The sequence below is a fragment of the Amycolatopsis sp. NPDC003861 genome (genome assembly GCF_053605405.1).
The window spans coordinates 1-18,673 of record NZ_JBSGJD010000204.1; the positions used below are offsets into that span (position 1 = coordinate 1).

Consider the following 18,673-nt stretch of genomic DNA (forward strand, 5'->3'; position numbering starts at 1 on the left):
GTGGGTGGTTGGGAGGTTGGTAACCCGCTTTACCACTCACGACCGCCGCCGCGGTAGGAGGCCTTCGGCGGAACTGGTGTTACTTGGCGTCGGCCTTCTCGGCGTCGGCCGGCTTGTCACCCTCGGCGGGCTTGGCGGCCTCGTCTTCCTTGACGACGATCAGGCTGATCTTGCCGCGGTTGTCGATGTCGGCGATCTCGACGCGGAGCTTGTCGCCCACGTTGACCACGTCCTCGACCTTGGCGATCCGCTTGCCGTTGCCCAGCTTGGAGATGTGCACCAGGCCGTCCTTGCCCGGCAGCAGCGAAACGAACGCGCCGAACGCGGCCGTCTTGACCACGGTGCCGAGGAAGCGCTCGCCGACCTTGGGCAGCTGCGGGTTGGCGATGGCGTTGATCTTGTCGATCGCCGCCTCCGCCGACGGGCCGTCGGCCGCGCCCACGTAGATCGTGCCGTCGTCCTCGATGGAGATGTCGGCGCCGGTCTCCTCGGTGATCGAGTTGATCATCTTGCCCTTCGGGCCGATGACCTCGCCGATCTTGTCGACCGGGATCTTCACGGAGGTGACGCGCGGCGCGAACGGGCTCATCTCGTCCGGGCCGTCGATCGCCTCGGCGATGACCTCGAGGATGGTGTTGCGGGCGTCCTTCGCCTGCTTCAGCGCGGCCGCGAGGACTTCCGACGGGATGCCGTCGAGCTTCGTGTCGAGCTGGAGCGCGGTGATGATGTCCTTGGTGCCGGCGACCTTGAAGTCCATGTCGCCGAGGGCGTCCTCGGCGCCGAGGATGTCGGTCAGCGCGACGTAGCGGGTCTCGCCGTCGACCTCGTCGGAGACCAGGCCCATCGCGATGCCCGCGACCGGCGCCTTCAGCGGCACGCCGGCGTTGTACAGCGCCATGGTGGACGCGCAGACCGAGCCCATCGACGTCGAGCCGTTGGAGCCCAGGGCCTCGGAGACCTGGCGGATCGCGTACGGGAACTCGTCGCGCTTCGGCAGCACCGGCACCAGGGCGCGCTCGGCGAGCATGCCGTGGCCGATTTCGCGGCGCTTCGGCGAGCCGACGCGGCCGGTCTCACCGGTGGAGAAGGGCGGGAAGTTGTAGTGGTGCAGGTAGCGCTTGGTCGTCTCCGGGGAGAGCGAGTCGATCTGCTGCTCCATGCGCAGCATGTTCAGCGTGGTGACGCCCAGGATCTGGGTCTCGCCGCGCTCGAACAGCGCCGAGCCGTGCGCCCGCGGGATCACCGCGACCTCGGCCGCGAGCGACCGGATGTCGGTGAGGCCGCGGCCGTCCATGCGGATCTTCTCCGTGAGGACGCGCTGGCGCATGATCTTCTTCGTCAGGGCCTTGAACGCCCCGCCGATTTCCTTGTCGCGGCCCTCGAAGGCTTCGCCCTCGCCGAGGCCGACCTTCTCCAGGACGGCGGCCTTGACCTCGTCGGTCGCGGCGTCGCGGTCCTGCTTGCCGGCGATCTGCAGGGCGCGGGCCAGGTCGTCGGTCGCGATGGCGGCGACGGCCTCGTAGACGTCCTGCTGGTAGGCCGGGTAGACCGGGAATTCGCCGGTCGGCTTGGCGGCGTCGGCGGCCAGGCGCTGCTGCGCCTCGCACAGCGACTTGATGAACGGCTTGGCGGCTTCGAGGCCCTCGGCGACCGAGGTCTCGTCGGGCGCCTTGCCGCCGGCGGCGATCAGGTCGAGCGTGTGCTCGGTGCCCTCGGCCTCGACCATCATGATGGCGACGTCGTCCCCGACGATGCGGCCGGCCACGACCATGTTGAAGGTGGCCTTCTCCAGCTGCGACCAGGTCGGGAACGCGACCCACTGGCCCTCGATCAGCGCGACGCGCACGCCGCCGACCGGGCCGGAGAACGGCAGGCCCGCGATCTGGGTCGACGCCGACGCGGCGTTGATGGCCAGCACGTCGTACGGGTCGTCCGGGTTGAGGCTCTGGACGGTGATGACGACCTGGATCTCGTTGCGGAGACCGTCGGTGAACGACGGGCGCAGCGGGCGGTCGATCAGGCGGGCGGTGAGGATCGCGTCGGTCGACGGGCGGCCCTCGCGGCGGAAGAACGCGCCGGGGATGCGGCCCGCGGCGTACATGCGCTCTTCGACGTCGACGGTGAGCGGGAAGAAGTCGAAGTGCTCCTTCGGGTGCTTCGACGCGGTCGTCGCCGAGAGCAGCATGGTCTCTTCGTCGAGGTACGCGACCACGGCGCCGGCGGCCTGCTTGGCCAGGCGGCCCGTCTCGAAGCGGACGGTGCGGGTGCCGAACCGGCCGTTGTCGATGACGGCTTCGGTCTCGTGCACGGTGACTCCGGTGGAGTCGGTCATAGGGTGTTTCTCCTCTTTAGTTCCTTCGTACGACGCGAGTCTCCCACCCTGGGACCCGTTTCGCCTGAGGACGCTCGAGGAATGAGGCCGGTCTTCGATCGAAGCTCCCGGGACGCTTCCCGGGAACCACTACCGAGGACCGGCGGACGGACCCTCGTGCGCGCTCGCGCCGTTTGTGGCGAGGGGGAGCGACCGCGTGGTCACTCCCCCTCGGGTAAAGCTATCGGCGCAGGCCGAGGCGCTGGATCAGCGCACGGTAACGCTCGATGTCCACCTTCATCACGTAGTTCAGCAGCCGGCGGCGACGGCCGACCAGCAGCAGGAGCCCGCGACGCGAGTGGTGGTCGTGCTTGTGAGCCTTGAGGTGCTCGGTGAGGCCGACGATGCGCTTGGTGAGCAGCGCCACCTGGGCCTCGGGGGATCCGGTGTCCGAGTCGTGCACGCCGTACTCGGCCAGGATCGACTTCTTCTCTTCGGTGGACAGCGCCACTTGTGTTGCTCCTCGAAATAATCAGTGCCGTGCGGCCCCGGACGCCGGTTGCACGCCGGGAAGACGGTCACGGCCGCCACGGACTGCAGCCGGACCCGATCGTTGAGGTTACCAGCCCGCTGAACTGCGTCTTCAGCCGCGGTCCAGCTCGAAGGAGCGGGCCACGGAGTAGCGGGGACCACCCCGCTCGCGCTCGCTGGTCATCAGCGCCACTTCGGTGGCTTGCCAGCGCCGGCTGGTGAAGCTCGTGAGGCGTTCGGTCCAACGCGCGGCGAGCCCGGGTTCTTCCCGGGGGAACCGCGCGAGCGTCAGGTGGGCCCGGTAGGGCCTCGGTTCGGCGCCGGCGCCCGCGGCGTTCGCGAGCGGCGTCAGCTCCGGTCCGGCGACAGTCAACCACAGCACCCCGGGGAACGTCGCGGCCTTTTCCAGCCGGACGTCGACGGCCGGGCGGCCGGCCAGCCGCTCCCCCAGCCAGTCAGCGCGGGTCTCGACGTCGTCCGGCCCGTAGTAGGCGAGGGTGATGTGCCAGCGCTCCGGCGGCTCCCAGCGCAGGCCGTCGCCGGTCTCGCCGAGGGCCGCGGCGAGTTCGGCCACGACGTCCTCCGGCGGGAGCAGCGCGCTGAACAGGACCGGCATCAGGCGCCGTTGCCCGCCCGGCGGAGCAGGTCGGCGATGGCCGGGAAGTCGTCGTCGAGGCGCTTGGCGGCCTCGCCGAGGTCCTCGTCTTCGGCCAGGTCGCGCAGGTAGGCGAGGACCTTCTGGTCTTCGTTGACGACCGGGATGTTGTCGCGGCCGACGGTGGGCCGGGAGTCGCGGACGTCCTCCATCGCGGCCAGCATCGCGTCGCGGTTGCCCGCGGCGACCTCGGGCACCAGGATCTTGCGCTCGAGCATGATCATCCTGGCCAGCACGACCGGGTTGCCGATCTTCGCCCGCCGTCCGCTCATCACCTGGCTGAGCATGGGGGCGCTGATCCCGAGGACCTCGGCCAGGAACGCCTGCGAAACGTCGAACGCGACGACGAGCCGGCGCACGCGGTCACCGAGCGGCTCCCCGTACCACTCGCGCTGCAACGCGATGTTCCGCTGGACGATCTTGTGGTCCTCCACCAGCTCCCCTTTTTTTTCGCGCACACCGTCCGTGAGCATCTTGCCATCGCTGCCCGGTTCGTGGACGCGGAATCCCCTATTCGTCCCCGGTCAGGGCGTCCGGGGGCAGTTCGAGTGCCTTCCTGGTCTCGACCACGTCATCGTCGATCTGCGCGACGAGCCCGGCCGAGTCGGCGAACCGCACCTGGTCGCGCAGCCGCGTCACGAAGTCGATGGCCACGTGCTGGCCGTAGAAGTCCTCGTCGACGTCGAGGACGAAGGCCTCGACCGTCCGCTCGCGCCCGGAGAACGTCGGGTTGGTGCCGACCGAGACGGCGGCGCGCAGCCGGCGCGCCGGGTCGGCCGAACGGGTGAACCACGCGCTGTAGACGCCGTCGGCCGGGACGGCGGCGAAGCGCGGGGTCGACAGGTTCGCCGTCGGGTAGCCGAGCGCGTGGCCCCGGCCGTCGCCGCGGACGACGATGCCTTCGAGGCGGTGCGGGCGGCCGAGCGCTTCGGCGGCGGCGACCACGTCACCGGCGTCGATGCAGGACCGGACGTACGTGCTGGAGAAGGTGATCGCCGACTGGTCCTCTTCGGACAGTTCCTTGCCCTGCAGCTCGGCGCCGTACGCGGCGAAGCCGAACCGGCGGCCGAGGGTGCGCAGCAGCTCGACATTGCCGGCCGCCTTGGCGCCGAAGGTGAAGTTGTCGCCGACGATCACCGCGGCCGCGTGCAGCCGGTCGACCAGCACCTCGTGCACGAACTCCTCCGGCTGCAGCCGGGACAGCTCGAGGGTGAACGGCAGCACGCAGAAGACGTCGACGCCGAGGCTTTCGACGATCTCGGCCTTGCGCCGCAACGTCGTCAGCTGCGCCGGGTGGCTGCCCGGGCGCAACACCTCCGACGGGTGCGGGTCGAACGTCACCATGACGCTCGGCAGACCGCGCTCGGCGGCCGCCGCCACCGTCCGGCTGATCAGCTCCTGGTGCCCGCGGTGGACACCGTCGAACACACCGATGGTGACCACGCACCGGCCCCAGCTGCCGGGAAGGTCCCCCAGCCCACGCCACCGCAGCACGTCACACTCCCGTCTCTCGAGCCCACCCTAGGCGGGCAGCAACACGACCACCGCGCGGGACACGCCTTGTTCGTCGGCGGCCAGGGCGAGCACCCGGCCGTCGGGACCGAAGAGCCCGTAGGTGCCCTCGAGCCCGGCCGCCGGGATGCGCTGCCCGTGGCGGACCGCCTTCGCCGTGGCGGCGTCGAGGTCGCGGCGCGGAAACGCGGCGGCGACGGCGGCGTCGAGGTCGAGACTCAGTTCGGGCTGCTCTTCGAGCTGGTCGAGGGTCCTCGCCTTGGCGAGGGTGAAGGGGCCGACGGTGGTGCGCCGGAGCGCCTTCAGGTGACCGCCGACGCCGAGGTCGGCACCGAGGTCGCGGGCCAGCGCGCGGACGTAGGTGCCGGAGGAGCACTCGACGACGGCGTCGACCTCGACGTGGTCGTCCTCGTGGCGGACGGCGAGGACGTCGAAGCGGTAGACGGTGACCGGCCGGGCCGGGATGACGACGTCCTCGCCGGCGCGGACGCGGGCGTAGGCGCGCTTGCCGTCGATCTTGACCGCGCTGACCGCGCTGGGCACCTGCTGGATGTCGCCGGTCAGCTTGGCGACGCCGGCGGCGAGGTCTTCGTCCTTCACGGCCGCGGTCCCGGCCGTGGTGAGGACTTCGCCCTCGGCGTCGTCGGTCGTGGTGCTGCTGCCGAGGCTGAGGGTGGCCAGGTAGGTCTTGCGGTCCAGGGCCAGGTGGCCGAGCAGCTTGGTGGCGCGCTCGATGCCGAGCACGAGCACGCCGGTCGCCATCGGGTCGAGCGTCCCCGCGTGCCCGACCTTGCGGGTCCCCATGATCCGCCGGGCGCGCGCGACGACGTCGTGGGACGTCATGCCGGCGGGCTTGTCGACGATGAGGAGGCCGGGAGGCGGGGCGGGACGGCGGGGCGGTTTCGGGCTCGACACGCGGCAAACCCTAGCGGCCGCTCGTCGTGGATCGGAGGACGGCCGGGCGGCCACGATGGAGGCGTGACGGAGATCGAAGTCCGGGCCGCCCGGCCCGCGGAACTGGAAGCAGTCGCCTCGCTGCGGTGGCGCTGGGTGGCCGAGCGCGACGGCCTGCCCGCCGACGGCCGCGCCGCGTTCGTGCGGGAATTCGCCGCCTGGGCGCGGGAGAACGCGGCCACCCACCGCTGCCTCGTCCTGGTCCGCGAAGGCCGGGTGCTCGGGATGGCGTTCCTGGCGATCACGCCGCGGGTGCCGACCCCGGCGGCGCCGTCCCGGGCCGCCGGGGACCTGCAAAGCGTGTACGTCGTCCCGGAAGCGCGTGACGCCGGCCTCGGCGGGCAGCTGATCGAGGGCGTCCTGCGGCTGGCCGGGGAGCTGGGCCTGGAGCGGGTCACCGTGCACTCGTCGCCGCGTGCGGTGCCCGCGTACGAGCGGCGCGGGTTCGCGGTGGCGCCGGAGCTGCTGCAGGCGCCGCTCAGGCGGCGACGATCGGCGTCTCCGGCAGAGCGGCGTCCCAGCGGCGGCGGGTGATCCGCACCGGCAGTTCCTCGCCGCGGGCCTCGGCGAGGAACAGGTGGGTGCGCGTCCGGCGCCACCACACGAGCATCCGGAAGGTGCCGAAGGCGAGCACCGCGACCAGCGCCAGCAGCGAGACGCGGAAGTTCCCGCCGGTGGCCTGGAGCAGCACGCCGACGGCGAGCGCGGCGAACGTCGTCGCCACGAAGCCGCCGACGTTGACCACGCCGGTCGCCGTGCCGACGCGGCTGAGCGGGTTGTAGTCGCGCGCCAGGGCGAAGCCGATCATCGACGCCGGGCCGCCGAGGGCGAGGAAGGCGAACGCGGGCACCAAGACCGGCAGGGGCACCTGGCCCGGCCAGCCCAGCAGCACGGCCCAGACCAGCGCGGCCCCGCCGATGTACCCGCCGACCAGCGGCATCCGCAGCGACGGGCGCCGTCCGATCAGGCCGCCGAGCGCCGGGCCGCCCGCCATCGAGCCGAAGACGAACACGGTGAGCAGCGCGCTCGCCGTGGCCTTCGACTGGCCTTGGCCCTGGACGAGCCAGGGGACGCCCCAGAGCAGCGTCAGGGCGTTCGGGGCGAACATCGTGCTGAAGTGGACCCAGAAGCCCAGGCGCGTCCCCGGCGTCCGCCAGGCCTCGGCGACCCGGTGGGCGAGCTCGCGGGGGCGGACTTCCTCGCGGACCGGCGGCTGTTCGCCGGCCGGGACGTCGCGGACCCGGAGGGCGACGACGGCGGTGTAGAGGACGGTGATGGCCCCGACGGCCAGGAAGGTGGGGGTCCAGCCGGCGCCGTCGAGGACCAGGGCGAGCGGGACGGTGGCGGCGAGGTTGCCGATGTAGCCGACGGCCGCGGTGAACGACGTCAGGAGGGCGTACTGGCGGCCCGGGAAGTGGGCGGCGACCAGGCGCAGGACGCTGACGAAGGTGAGCGCGTCGCCGAGGCCGAGGACGGCGCGGGCGAGCAGGCCGAGGCCGTAGGAGTGGGCGAAGCCGAGCAGGAGCTGGCCGGCGCCGAGGACGAGCACGGCGACGGTGAGGACGCGGCGGGGGCCGTAGCGGTCGACCAGGACACCGGTCGGGATCTGCATCGCGGCGTAGACGCCGACCTGCAGGACGGTGAAGGTGCCGAGCGCGGCCGCACCGACGCCGAACCGCTCGGCGGCCTGCAGCCCGGCGACGCCGAAGGACGTCCGGTGGAAGACGGCGAGGAGGTAGACGGTGACGGCGGCGAGCCAGATCAGCCAGGACCGGGCGGTGGCACGGCCGGTGGCGGGCACAGGTTCCTCCAGGGGTGGGGCGATTCGGGGCGCAGGACGCCCACGCTGCCGTCCCTACTACTTGTATCGCCTAAGCAACCACAAACCATAGCCGCAACCCGGGTGGTTTTCCCCACAGGTAACCCCCATCACCCAAGCTCAGAGGCCCGCCGCCCGTGATCAAAGCCGGATCTCGCGTGATTGAAGCCGGAACTGGCGTGATTGGGGCCGTAACCGCGAGATCCGGGTCTGATCACGCGAGTTACGGCTCCAATCACGCGGGTTACGGGGCTGCTCACGCGAGTTACGGGTTCAGGCGGGGCGGGTGGCGCCCGTTATCGCCCAGTTTCCGGAGCGCCAGCGGGCCAGGACCGCGGCGAGGCGGAGGACCATGAAGAGGGACAGGCCGGTCCAGATGCCCGTGAGGCCCCAGCCGAAGCCGAGGGACGCCCAGATGAGCGAAAGGAAGCCGAGGGCCGCGCTGCCGAGCGTCGCGTTGCGGAGGAAGGCCGCGTCGCCCGCGCCCAGCAGTACGCCGTCCAGGGCGAAGACCACGCCCGCGATCGGCTGCAGCGCCACGAAGAACCACCACGCGTGCGGGATCTCCGCCAGTACGCCCGGGTCGGACGTGAACGCGTGCGGCAGCACCCACGACAGCGCCGCGAACAGCACGCACAGGAAGCACCCGAGCAGCAGGCCGTACCCGGTGATCTGCGCCGCGACCCCGCGCGCCTGCCGCGCCGAGTTCGCCCCCAGGGCCGCCCCGACCAGTGACTGCGCGGCGATCGCCACCGAGTCCAACACCAGCGCCAGGAACGTCCACAGCTGCAGCACCACCTGGTGCGCCCCGACCGCTTCAGTCGACGTCCGGGCCGCGACGGCCGCCGCCGAGACGAAGCACGCCTGGAACGCCAGGCTGCGCAGCACGAGGTCGCGGCCCAGGCCGAGCTGCGCCCGCATCACCGCGAAGTCCGGCCGCAGCCCGACCTTCTCGCGGGCCAGCGCCAGGACGAACAGCGACGCCGAAATCACCTGCGCGGCGACGTTCGCGATCGCCGAACCCTCCAGCCCCAGCCCGGCCCAGTACACGAGCACCGGGCACAGCACGGCCGAGATCCCGTTGCCCGCCAGCACGTACCGCAGCGGCTTCGCGGCGTCCTGCACCCCGCGCATCCAGCCGTTGCCGGCCATCGTGACCAGGATCAGCGGCGCCCCGAACAACGCGATCCGCAGCCACGACACGGCGGCCGAGGCGATCTCGTCACTGCCCGACAGCACCCGCGCGATCGGCCAGGCCAGCAGCTGCCCGGCGACCAGCACGACGAGGCCGACGAACACCGCGAGCCACGTCGCCTGCACGCCTTCGCGCACCGCGTCGGCCCGGCGGCCGGCGCCGTGCAGCCGGGCGGTGCGGGACGTCGTGCCGTAGGACAGGAACGTCAGCTGGCTCGACACCTGGGCCAGCACGACGCCGCCGAGCGCGAGCCCGGCCAGCGACAGCGCGTCGAGGTGGCCGACGACGGCGGTGTCCACCAGGACGTACAGCGGCTCGGCGGCCAGCACGCCCAGCGCGGGCACGGCCAGGCCGAGCACGCGCTTCGCCGGGACCCGTTCGATCTCCTCCACGTTCGCCACGAACCGGACTCTAACCGCCGCCACCGACAGTTCCGCCCGGCCGGACGTGCTCGGCCCACGGCCCCGAGCGCGGGCGGCGCACCGACCGGCTGCTGACGGTCCTGCCCGGCGGCGCGCCGGCCCGGCGGACCAGCCGGACTCCGTCCGCGTGGGTCGGGTCAGCAGCCCGTCGCGGCGGTCACCGACCGCTTCGGTCGGTTCGGTCATCCCGGCCTCCCTGCGCTCCCGGCCGGGGGCAGGCGTGCCGGATGCCGTCTGTTTCGCACGGCACCGGTCGGCGATCACCACGGGGAACGCGGGATCAGAGCAGGGGCGCGCGCTCCAGCGCCTCGCGCAGCCCGGCGACGACCTCCGCCGCCGAGCCCGCGATCGTGCAGCCCGCGGCCTGCCGGTGCCCGCCGCCGCCGAACTCCGCCGCCACCGCCGAGACGTCGATGCCGATGCTGCGCAACGAGATCTGCCACTGCCCGGGCTGCGCCGGGTCCTGTTTGAGCACGGCCGCGACAGCCGCCTCGCGCACCGAGCGGACGACGTCGATCACCGACTCGACCTCCTCGCCGCGCACCGTGCGGGCCGCGTCGAGGCCGACCACCGCGTGCACGAAACCCCGGCCCTGCGCGGCTTCCGGCTCCAGCCGGGCCTCGCGCAGCACCGACGACAGCATCGGCAGCCAGGCGAACGGGCGCTCGTCGACGATCCGGCGCACGATCGCCTCCGCGTCGGCCCCCGCTTCCAGCAGCCGGGCCGCCATCCGGTGCGTCTCCGGACTGGCCCGGCGGAACCCGCTCGTGTCGGTGACGATCCCGGCGTACAGCCCGCGCGCGATCGGCTCGTCCAGCTCGGCGCCCAGTGCCTCCAGGACGCGGAACACGAGGACCGCGCTGGCCTCGGCGCTCTCGTCGACGACGTGGCAGGTGCCGTAGTACGTGTTGGTCGCGTGGTGGTCGATCACCAGCACCGCGCCGGCGAGTTCGACGCGCCCGGCGAGCCGGCCGAGCCGCTTCGGTGTCGGCGTGTCGACACACACGAGCAGCGCCTCGGAGTCCGGGAGGTCGTCCGGGTGGGTGAGCAGGCCGTCCTCGTCGAGCCAGCGCAGCGTCTCCGGGGCCTCGTCGGGCTCGCCGAAGGAGACGCGCACGCGGGCGCCGCGCTGCCGCAGGGCCCGGCCGAGGGCCAGTGCGCTGCCCAGCGCGTCCGCGTCCGGCCGCACGTGGCCGAGGATCGTCACGTCGGTGGCCGGGGCGAGCAGCGCCGCCGCCGCCCGGATGTCCTGCGCCGAAGTAGGGGTCACGGTGCGTCACGCTACGCTCTGCGGGATGCCTGAGTACGCGATGCTGGTCTACCCGTCGGCCAACCGGGTCTACGCCGCCTCCTCCCCCGCGCTGCTGCGCGCCGAGCTGGCGGTGTTCGGCGCGGGCCTGGCGGCCGAGCTGTCCGCGATCGAGGAGGTCGAGCTCGGCGGCGTCGGCTACGTGCGCTTCACCAGCTCGGCGCCCCTCGGCGAGCGCGACCTCGCGCTGCTGTCGAACATCTCGTCCCTGTACGCGCTGTTCGAGCTGGGCGACGGCGTGCTCCGGCCGGTGCCCGTGACGCCGCTGGCGAAGGCCGACTCGGACCTGCTGACCATCCAGAAGTACGCCGGCAAGACGAACGAGCTGTTCACCAAGCTGCTGGTGAACGTCACCCTGCTGGCGACGGCGGACCCGTTCTCGGCCAAGCCGAAGTACCTGCTCGACCCGCTGTGCGGCCGCGGCACCACGCTCAACCAGGCGATGATGTACGGCCTGCACGCGACCGGCCTGGACGTCGACGCCAAGGACTTCGAGGCCTACGAGGCGTTCATCAAGACCTGGCTGCGGAACAAGCGCGTCAAGCACACCGCGGACTCGGGCCAGCTGCGGCGCAACAAGGTCCGGCTGGGCCGCCGGCTCGACATCGAGTACGCCCTGGACAAGGAAGCGTACAAGGCGGGCGACACGCGCAAGCTCACCTACTTCAACGCCGACACCCTGACCACCGACGAGGTGCTGCGGGCGAACTCCTGCGACGTGATCGTCACCGACGCCCCGTACGGCGTCCAGCACGGCAGCCACCGCGAGACCGGTCTCCAGCGCAGCCCGCGTGACCTGCTCGCGGCCGCCGTTCCGGTGTGGACCCGGGTGCTGAAGCCCGGTGGTGCGCTCGGGATTTCGTGGAACACCACCGTGCTGCCGCGGGAAGAACTGGTCGAGGTGCTCCGGAAAGCCGGGCTGGACGTCCGCGAAGGCGGCCCGTGGGAAGAGTTCGCCCACCGCGTCGACCAGGCCATCCTGCGGGACCTGGTCGTCGCGGTGAAACCGGCTTCCTGAAGCGTTATTGGGTCAGTTCGGGCTTGGCGACCTGACCGTTCGATTCCGGCGCGGGGGCAGGCGCCGGCGGGGTGCTCAGGCCGCGTTTGACCGAGTCCAGAATGGACAGACCCTGGCCGACGAGCCCCGCGGCCATCTCGCCGAGGCCGTCGGCGCCGTTGAGGATGTTGACGTTCGCCCCCGACAGTCCCCGCCCGGCTTCCTTGACGATCTGCGGCAGCTGGTCGATGAGCATCCGGTCGAGCGCGACCCGGTTGTGCGACGCGGCCGCCTCCGCCTGGATGCGCATCTTCTCCGCCTCGGCGACGGCCAGGATGCGGATCCGCTCGGCCTCGGCGTCGGCGGGCTTGATCACCTCGGCGACCAGCTGCTGCTGCCGCAGCTCGGCCTCGCGCTGGGCCAGCTCGGTGCGCGCGTCGATGACCTCCTGCTGCGCCCTCGCCTGCGCGAGCGGGCCGGCCTGGGCGGCCTGGGCCTGCGCCGCCTCGACCTCGGCGCGGTACTGCGCCTGCACGATCGACGTCTGCCGGGCGTACTCGGCCTGCGTCCGCTGGGACTTCTGCTCGGCCTCGGCGGCCGTCTGGTTCGCCACCGCCTGGGCGATCTGCGCGTCCCGCTGGATGGCCGCGTTGTGCGGCGCGGCCATCGCGGCGATGTAGCCGAGCTTCATGTCGTCGATCGACTGGATCTGCAGCGCGTCCACGGTGAGACCGATCTTCGCCATCTCCACCGCCGAGCCGTCCAGCACCTCGGTGGCGAGCTTCTGCCGCTCGGTGATGATCTCCTCGACGGTCATCGACCCGATGATCGAGCGCAGGTGCCCGGCGAAGATCCGGCCGGTCAGCACCGACATCTGGTCCTGGTCGGAGAGGAACCGCTGACCGGCGTTGACGATGCTCTCGGTGTCGTTGCCGACCTTGAACGCGATCACCGCCCGGACCGTCAGGGCGATGGCCTGCTTGGTGACGCACACTTCGGTCACTTCGGCCTCGCACATGGAAAGCGTGAGGAACCGGACCTTCCGGAAGACCGGCATGACGAACGCGCCGTGGCCGGTGACGACCCGGAACGGCGACGTGCCCTTGCTGTTCTTTCCCCCGGAGATCAGCATCGCCTCGTTGGGAGCAGGCACGCGATAACCGAACATCGGCTGTCCTTCTGGAGTTACGGAGAAGCGGGATCCGAGGCGTCCCACGCCACGACGTCGACCGTGCGCCGTCCCCGGGTTTCCACGACCAGGACGGTCGTGCCCTTCGGCAGCTCCGTGTCGGACCAGGCAAGGAAGGTTTCCAGGCCGCCCCTGATCCTGATCAGCACCTCCCCGGGGCCCCGCTGCCCGCGGGTGCCGACCAGGAGGACTCCGGTGCGGCCGGACGGGGAAAGGTCGGAGTGCACGGGTGCCGACCTCCCTCGGTGGCCGTCTCGGTGCGGGTTGACCCCCGCTGGCACCATTGTGCTCCCGCCGGGCGCGCGAAGCGGACACTGTGAGGTTCCGATCAGAAGGCAACCAGGCGGGCCGCTCGGGCGTACGCGGCTATACTGCGCAACGTGAGCGTCGAGCACCGTCCCCTGCGCGCGGACGCCCGGCGCAACCGCGAGGCGCTGGTCGCGGCGGCGCGGGAAGTGTTCGGCGCCAAGGGGGTCGACGCCCCGCTCGACGAGATCGCGCGGCGGGCCGAGGTCGCCATCGGCACCCTGTACAACCGGTTCCCGACGCGGGCGGACCTCGTCGAAGCCGCGTTCCTGCCGACGCTGGAAGAAGCGCAGGCCGTGCTGGACGAGGCCCTCGCGTGCGAGGACCCGTGGGACGGTTTCGTCCTGTTCCTGGAACGTTCGGTACAGATGCAGGTTTCCGACCGCGGCTTCACCGAGGTGTGCTCGCGGACGTTCGACCCGGCGTCGGGGCTGGAGAAAGCCAAGCAGGCCAACGGTTCCCGGATGCACCGGATCATCACGCGCGCCCAGGAGGCCGGCGCGTTGCGGAAGGACTTCCGGGGCACCGACCTGCCGATCGTGTTCGCGGCGGCAACCGCCACCCCGGACTGGCGGCGCGCGCTCGGCATGGTCCTCGACGGCCTGCGCGCGCGATGACCTGGCTCGCGGACACGGCCGCGTCGTACGACACGGTGGCTTCGAGCTACGCCGAGTTCGTGTCCGACGCGCTGGAGAAGCAGCCGTACCTCAAGGCGGCGCTGACGCTGTTCGCCACGCAGGTCGACGGACCGGCGGTGGACGTCGGCTGCGGTCCGGGCCACTTCACGGCGTACCTGGCTTCGCTGGGCGTCGACGCGTCCGGCGTCGACCTCTCGCCGGGGATGATCGACCTCGCCCGCCGATCGCACCCGGAGCTGCGGTTCGAGGTGGGCTCGATGACGGACCTCCCGCTGCCCGACGCGTCGGTCGCGGGCGTGCTGGCGTCCTGGTCGCTGATCCACGTCCCGGACGAGGCGGTGCCGCTGACGCTGGGTCACTTCCACCGCGTACTGCGGCCGGGAGGGCTGCTGACGATCGGCTACCACGTCGGCGTGGGCACGCGGGTGAAGACGTCGGGGTACGGCGGGCACCCGATGCGCGTCCACGTCCACCTGCGGCAGCCCTGGTGGCTGGCCCGGCGGGTGCGGGAAGCCGGGTTCACGGTCGAGGCGGAGTGGGCGCTGAACCCCGGGGCCGAGGTTTCGCAGGCGATCCTGTTCGCCCGGACCTAGGCGAACGCCTGCTCGGCGAAGCTGAGTCCCCCGCGCTGGCTGAGGGTGAGCACCTGCCGGCCGACGTGCTGCGGCGGCCGGCGGATGTACTGGCGGAAGCCGCGGGCCCGGAACTTCAGCTCGAACTCGTGCCCCTCCAGGTGCCAGGCGGGGTACGGCTTGCCGTCCGGTGGGTCGAGGCGGTGGAGGTCCGCGACCTCCAAGCCGCCGTACAGGGGGCCGACGTCGCCGGTGATGTCCCAGGCCTGATCGAACACCAGGGTGGCCGGGGCGACCCAGAACGTGAAGTGCTGCTGCCGACGGGCCGGCTCGACCCAGCGGACGAGGTAGTCCAAGTCCAGCAGGAGCCGGCCCGGCGGGAGGTCGTCGTCCTCGGTGAGGGCGATTGCGTGGATGCGGCTGTCGTGCCACCCCATCCGCGGGAAGTCGGCGTCGGTCCACACCGCCTTGGACAGGCCGGACGGGTCGGTCATGCCACGCGCTCCCCCACGAACTTCACGATCTCCGGCAGCACACCCCGCCAGTAGTCGTCGTTGTGTCCTCCCGGTGAAAACCGGGACACTTCCGACGAAACCGCCTTCACCAACCGGCGATCCGCACCCAGGAACGGATCCGACTCGCCGCACCACACGCCGAGGCCCGCGGGGCGCAGATCGGCAGTGTGCAGCAGGGGTTCCTCCGCGCGCCAGTTCTTTTCGTCCGCGAACACCTTGCGGCTGCGGGCATCCGGCCAGCTGACGAACAGCGCCGCGCTCGCCGTCGCCACCGCCTTCACATCCGGGTGGGCCCGGGCGAACCGCAACGCCCCGAAGCCGCCCATCGAGATGCCGAACACCGCCGACGGCGGACGCAGGTCGCGAGCCGCCAGCCAGGCGGGGACTTCGTCGGTGAGCATGCGCTGCGGGTCGTCACCGCCGCCGACATTCACCCAATAGTGGTCACCGTCGACGGCCGCGATCGCGAACGGCGGGGTTCCGGCGCGGACCGCCGCCGTCAGAACGTCGGGGAGGCCGAGGGAGAGGAACGTCCGCGCCTGAGCACCGCGGCCGTGCAGGGCGAGGCAGACCGGCAACCCCGCGGCCGGCACCCCGGACGGGGTGATCAGCACCAGGTCGACGTCGGTGCCGCGGGCCGCCGAGGGTATGCGCTGGACCGTCACCGGCCCGGGCAACGCCGAAGGGCGGGCCGGCGCCGGGACCGGGGGCGGTCCGGGAGGAGGCTCGGAAGACGAGCAGCCCGCCAGCAGCGCCAGTGCGCTGCCGGCGAGCAGGCCGCGACGGGAGAGCACGGGTCAGCCCCGCCGGCTCTCCTCCTCCGCGAACTCGTCGTCTTCGGCGTCTTCGGCCTCGCGAGGGGCCTTGTACGGGTCGGCGTCGCCCGCGTGCTGGGCTTCGGCCGCGCGCCGCGCCACCTCGGCGTCGGCCTCACGGGCCTTCGCCAGCAGGTCCTCGATCCGCTTCGACTCCTCGGGAATCGTGTCGGCGACGAACGTCAGCGTCGGCGTGTAGCGGACGCCAGTGCCCTGCCCGACCTTGGTGCGCAGCATCCCGCGCGCCGATTCGAGCGCGGCGGCGGCGCCGGCGAAGTCCGGCACGGAGTCCAGCTTCTCGCCGAGCACCGTGTAGTACACCGTGGCGTCGTGCAGGTCGCCGGTGACCTTCGTGTCCGTGATGGTCACGTAGTCCAGGCGGGCGTCCTTGACCTCGTGTTCGATCGCCGACGCGACGATCTGCGAGATCCGCTTGGCGAGCTTGCGAGCCCGAGCAGGATCGGCCATGTCGTTCTCCTAGAAAATGCTAATCGTCCGGACCGAGCAGCCGGCGGCGCGCGGAAAGCAGTTCGAACTCCGGCCGGCTCGCCACGTACCGCTCGCACGAGTCGAGCACGTCCCGGACGTGCTCGCCACCTTCGGCGACCACGGCCACCCCGATGAGGGTCCGGCGGTGCAGGTCGGTGTGCCCGGCTTCGGCCACCGACACGGCGAAGCGCTTGCGCACCTCGGCCAGCACCGGACGGACCACGGATCGCTTCTGCTTCAGCGAATGGACGTCGCCGAGCAGGATGTCGAGCTCGAGAGCTCCGACGAACATAGGCAGTTTTGGTGGTGTAGTAGGGAAGCACCGGGTGTGCACGGCAAGCGCACACCCGGTGCCGGACATCCTTACGCGCGTGGCTTCTCGCGCTGCTCGTAGGTCTCGATGATGTCGTCGACCTTGATGTCACCGTACGAACCGAGCGTCAGACCGCACTCGTAGCCCTCGCGGACCTCGACCACGTCGTCCTTGAACCGCCGCAGCGAGCTGATCGGCAGGTTCTCCGCCACGACGGTGCCGTCGCGGAGCAGACGCGCCCGGGCGTTGCGCCGGATCTCGCCGGACATGACCAGGCAACCCGCGATCGTGCCGATCTTGGAGGACTTGAAGACCTCGCGGACCTCCGCGCGGCCCAGCTCGACCTCTTCGTACTCCGGCTTGAGCATGCCCTTGAGGGCCTGCTCGATCTCGTCGATCGCCTGGTAGATGACCGTGTAGTACCGGACGTCGACGCCCTCGCGGGTGGCCCGCTCGGTCGCCTTGCCCTGGGCCCGGACGTTGAACCCGAGGACGATCGCGTCGGACGCGGTCGCCAGGTCGATGTCCGACTCGGTCACGCCACCGACACCGCGGTGGACCACGTTCAGCTCGACCTCGTCGCCGACGTCCAGCTGGAGCAGCGAGGCTTCGAGGGCCTCGACCGTACCCGAGTTGTCACCCTTGATGATCAGGTTGAGGCTGTTCGTCTCCTTCAAGGCGGAGTCGAGGTCCTCGAGGCTGACCCGCTTGCGGCGCGACGCGTTGAGCGCGTTGCGCGTTCGAGCGGAGCGGCGCTCGGCGATCTGCCGGGCGACGCGGTCCTCGTCGACCACCAGGAAGGTGTCGCCCGCGCCCGGCACCGAGGTGAACCCGATGACCTGGACGGGCCGCGACGGCAGCGCCTCGGTGACGTCGACGTTGTGCTCGTCGACCATCCGGCGGACGCGGCCGTAGGCGTCACCCGCCACGACCGAGTCGCCGACGCGCAGCGTGCCGCGCTGGACCAGGACGGTGGCCACCGGGCCGCGGCCGCGGTCGAGGTGCGCCTCGATCGCGACACCCTGGGCCTCCATGTCCGGGTTGGCCCGGAGGTCCAGAGCGGCGTCGGCGGTCAGCAGGATCGCCTCGAGCAGGCCGTCGATGTTGATGTTCTGCCGCGCGGAGATCTCGACGAACATCGTGTCGCCGCCGTACTCCTCGGCGACCAGGCCGTACTCGGTCAGCTGCTGCCGGATCTTGTCCGGGTTCGCGCCTTCCTTGTCGATCTTGTTGATCGCGACCACGATCGGGGCCTTGGCGGCCTGCGCGTGGTTGATCGCCTCGACCGTCTGCGGCATCACACCGTCGTCGGCCGCCACCACGATCACCGCGATGTCGGTCGAGTTCGCACCACGGGCACGCATGGCGGTGAACGCCTCGTGACCCGGGGTGTCGATGAAGGTGATCAGGCGCGGGTTGCCCTCGAGCTCGGTCTCGATCTGGTACGCACCGATGTGCTGCGTGATGCCGCCGGCCTCGCTCTCGCGGACCTTCGTCTTCCGGATCGTGTCGAGCAGGCGGGTCTTACCGTGGTCGACGTGACCCATGATGGTCACGACGGGCGGCCGGACCTGCAGGTCCTCTTCCTCGCCGGAGTCTTCGCCATACGTGATGTCGAAGGTCTCCAGGAGCTCGCGGTCCTCCTCCTCGGGGCTGACGACCTGAACGTTGTAGTTCATTTCGCCGCCGAGCAGCTCGAGGATGTCGTCCGACACGGACTGCGTCGCGGTGACCATCTCGCCGAGGTGGAAGAGCACCTGCACCAGCGAAGCCGGGTTGGCGTCGATCTTCTCGGCGAAGTCGGTCAGCGAGGCACCGCGCGGCAGCCGGATCGTCTCGCCACTGCCCTTGGGCAGGCGGACGCCGCCGACGCTGGGCGCCTGCATGTTGTCCATGTACTCCTGGCGCTTCTGCCGCTTCGACTTGCGGCCCTTGCGCGAGGGACCACCGGGACGCCCGAAGGCACCCGCGGTACCGCCACGGCCACCGGGGCCGCCACGACCGCCGCCGCCACCGCGGAAGCCGCCGCCACCGGCCGGGGCGCCGCCCCCCCCGGGGCGCCCCCGCGCCCCCCGGGGCCCCCCCCCCCACGCCAGCAGCCGCACCGCCTCGCGGCCGAGGGCGCGCCGCG

At 71.6% G+C, this 18,673-nt stretch carries 19 protein-coding genes and 1 pseudogene; 4 read left to right on the plus strand and 16 right to left on the minus strand.

Features of this window, described 5'->3' with window-relative positions; translation table 11 throughout:
- Positions 1-79: 79 nt before the first annotated feature.
- From ACWEVN_RS35855 to truB, 6 genes are all read right to left on the minus strand, one after another.
- On the minus strand, positions 80-2,332 hold the full coding sequence (locus ACWEVN_RS35855; protein WP_449685018.1) for a polyribonucleotide nucleotidyltransferase: 2,253 nt from the start codon (positions 2,330-2,332) through the stop codon (positions 80-82).
- Positions 2,333-2,552: 220 nt separating this feature from the next.
- A complete protein-coding gene (gene rpsO / locus ACWEVN_RS35860) occupies positions 2,553-2,822 on the minus strand; it encodes a 30S ribosomal protein S15 (RefSeq protein ID WP_003084034.1) in 270 nt (89 codons plus the stop codon).
- 132 nt (positions 2,823-2,954) lie between these two features.
- Positions 2,955-3,458, minus strand: coding sequence for an RNA 2',3'-cyclic phosphodiesterase (gene thpR, locus ACWEVN_RS35865; protein ID WP_452054230.1), 504 nt, complete (start codon positions 3,456-3,458; stop codon positions 2,955-2,957).
- Positions 3,458-3,931, minus strand: coding sequence for a helix-turn-helix transcriptional regulator (locus ACWEVN_RS35870; protein WP_310972580.1), 474 nt, complete (start codon positions 3,929-3,931; stop codon positions 3,458-3,460). The genes thpR and ACWEVN_RS35870 overlap by 1 nt, the downstream gene beginning before the upstream one ends.
- Positions 3,932-4,007: 76 nt before the next feature.
- Positions 4,008-4,991 carry a bifunctional riboflavin kinase/FAD synthetase gene (locus tag ACWEVN_RS35875; RefSeq protein WP_452054231.1) on the minus strand — a complete coding sequence of 328 codons (984 nt, stop codon included), beginning with the start codon at positions 4,989-4,991 and terminating at the stop codon, positions 4,008-4,010.
- Between the two features lie 27 nt (positions 4,992-5,018).
- Positions 5,019-5,924 carry a tRNA pseudouridine(55) synthase TruB gene (gene truB, locus ACWEVN_RS35880; protein ID WP_452054232.1) on the minus strand — a complete coding sequence of 302 codons (906 nt, stop codon included), beginning with the start codon at positions 5,922-5,924 and terminating at the stop codon, positions 5,019-5,021.
- A gap of 63 nt (positions 5,925-5,987) precedes the next feature.
- On the opposite strand from truB, the gene ACWEVN_RS35885 reads away from it, so the two are divergent.
- Complete coding sequence (locus tag ACWEVN_RS35885; RefSeq protein ID WP_452054233.1) at positions 5,988-6,497, plus strand: GNAT family N-acetyltransferase; 510 nt, start codon at positions 5,988-5,990, stop codon at positions 6,495-6,497.
- Here the strand turns inward: ACWEVN_RS35885 and ACWEVN_RS35890 are convergent.
- The 3 genes from ACWEVN_RS35890 to ACWEVN_RS35900 form a co-directional block, all read right to left on the minus strand.
- Positions 6,442-7,764 carry an MFS transporter gene (locus ACWEVN_RS35890; protein WP_449685013.1) on the minus strand — a complete coding sequence of 441 codons (1,323 nt, stop codon included), beginning with the start codon at positions 7,762-7,764 and terminating at the stop codon, positions 6,442-6,444. The two genes, ACWEVN_RS35885 and ACWEVN_RS35890, sit on opposite strands and share 56 nt — an antisense overlap.
- Before the next feature lie 291 nt (positions 7,765-8,055).
- Positions 8,056-9,378, minus strand: coding sequence for an MATE family efflux transporter (locus ACWEVN_RS35895; protein WP_452054234.1), 1,323 nt, complete (start codon positions 9,376-9,378; stop codon positions 8,056-8,058).
- Positions 9,379-9,679: 301 nt separating this feature from the next.
- Positions 9,680-10,669 carry a DHH family phosphoesterase gene (locus tag ACWEVN_RS35900; protein WP_449685011.1) on the minus strand — a complete coding sequence of 330 codons (990 nt, stop codon included), beginning with the start codon at positions 10,667-10,669 and terminating at the stop codon, positions 9,680-9,682.
- A gap of 25 nt (positions 10,670-10,694) precedes the next feature.
- Between ACWEVN_RS35900 and ACWEVN_RS35905 the strand changes: the two genes are divergently transcribed.
- Positions 10,695-11,726, plus strand: a complete 1,032-nt coding sequence (locus tag ACWEVN_RS35905) for a TRM11 family SAM-dependent methyltransferase (protein WP_452054235.1) — start codon at positions 10,695-10,697, stop codon at positions 11,724-11,726.
- Between the two features lie 4 nt (positions 11,727-11,730).
- Here ACWEVN_RS35905 and ACWEVN_RS35910 read toward each other — a convergent pair whose 3' ends face one another.
- A complete protein-coding gene (locus ACWEVN_RS35910) occupies positions 11,731-12,858 on the minus strand; it encodes an SPFH domain-containing protein (protein ID WP_449685009.1) in 1,128 nt (375 codons plus the stop codon).
- Positions 12,859-12,890: 32 nt separating this feature from the next.
- Positions 12,891-13,121 (minus strand): hypothetical protein, encoded by a 231-nt coding sequence (locus ACWEVN_RS35915; protein ID WP_449676607.1) that lies wholly within the window; start codon positions 13,119-13,121, stop codon positions 12,891-12,893.
- A gap of 153 nt (positions 13,122-13,274) precedes the next feature.
- Here ACWEVN_RS35915 and ACWEVN_RS35920 point away from each other — a divergent pair, with 153 nt between their 5' ends.
- Both ACWEVN_RS35920 and ACWEVN_RS35925 read left to right on the plus strand, forming a co-directional pair.
- Positions 13,275-13,817 (plus strand): TetR/AcrR family transcriptional regulator, encoded by a 543-nt coding sequence (locus ACWEVN_RS35920; protein ID WP_449685008.1) that lies wholly within the window; start codon positions 13,275-13,277, stop codon positions 13,815-13,817.
- Positions 13,814-14,431, plus strand: a complete 618-nt coding sequence (locus ACWEVN_RS35925) for a class I SAM-dependent methyltransferase (RefSeq protein WP_452054236.1) — start codon at positions 13,814-13,816, stop codon at positions 14,429-14,431. Before ACWEVN_RS35920 ends, ACWEVN_RS35925 begins: the two co-directional genes overlap by 4 nt.
- On the opposite strand, the gene ACWEVN_RS35930 is transcribed toward ACWEVN_RS35925, so the two are convergent.
- The 5 genes and pseudogenes from ACWEVN_RS35930 to infB form a co-directional block, all read right to left on the minus strand.
- Positions 14,428-14,904: a hypothetical protein gene (locus ACWEVN_RS35930; RefSeq protein ID WP_452054237.1), complete on the minus strand. Its 477-nt coding sequence runs from the start codon at positions 14,902-14,904 to the stop codon at positions 14,428-14,430. The genes ACWEVN_RS35925 and ACWEVN_RS35930 overlap by 4 nt on opposite strands.
- Positions 14,901-15,719 carry an alpha/beta hydrolase gene (locus ACWEVN_RS35935; protein WP_452054238.1) on the minus strand — a complete coding sequence of 273 codons (819 nt, stop codon included), beginning with the start codon at positions 15,717-15,719 and terminating at the stop codon, positions 14,901-14,903. The genes ACWEVN_RS35930 and ACWEVN_RS35935 overlap by 4 nt, the downstream gene beginning before the upstream one ends.
- A gap of 3 nt (positions 15,720-15,722) precedes the next feature.
- A complete protein-coding gene (gene rbfA, locus ACWEVN_RS35940; RefSeq protein WP_452054239.1) occupies positions 15,723-16,208 on the minus strand; it encodes a 30S ribosome-binding factor RbfA in 486 nt (161 codons plus the stop codon).
- Between the two features lie 19 nt (positions 16,209-16,227).
- Complete coding sequence (locus ACWEVN_RS35945; protein WP_003083991.1) at positions 16,228-16,521, minus strand: DUF503 domain-containing protein; 294 nt, start codon at positions 16,519-16,521, stop codon at positions 16,228-16,230.
- Positions 16,522-16,592: 71 nt separating this feature from the next.
- Positions 16,593-18,673 (minus strand): annotated as a pseudogene (infB, locus tag ACWEVN_RS35950) (translation initiation factor IF-2); the annotation flags it as partial.

Excerpts from the sequence above, each read along its gene's own strand:
- ACWEVN_RS35925 (WP_452054236.1), top strand. The coding sequence starts at position 13,814 with ATGACCTGGCTCGCGGACACGGCCGCGTCGTACGACACGGTGGCTTCG.
- ACWEVN_RS35905 (WP_452054235.1), top strand. The coding sequence starts at position 10,695 with ATGCCTGAGTACGCGATGCTGGTCTACCCGTCGGCCAACCGGGTCTAC.
- ACWEVN_RS35930 (WP_452054237.1), bottom strand. The coding sequence starts at position 14,904 with ATGACCGACCCGTCCGGCCTGTCCAAGGCGGTGTGGACCGACGCCGAC.
- ACWEVN_RS35855 (WP_449685018.1), bottom strand. The coding sequence starts at position 2,332 with ATGACCGACTCCACCGGAGTCACCGTGCACGAGACCGAAGCCGTCATC.
- ACWEVN_RS35945 (WP_003083991.1), bottom strand. The coding sequence starts at position 16,521 with ATGTTCGTCGGAGCTCTCGAGCTCGACATCCTGCTCGGCGACGTCCAT.
- thpR (WP_452054230.1), bottom strand. The coding sequence starts at position 3,458 with ATGCCGGTCCTGTTCAGCGCGCTGCTCCCGCCGGAGGACGTCGTGGCC.
- rbfA (WP_452054239.1), bottom strand. The coding sequence starts at position 16,208 with ATGGCCGATCCTGCTCGGGCTCGCAAGCTCGCCAAGCGGATCTCGCAG.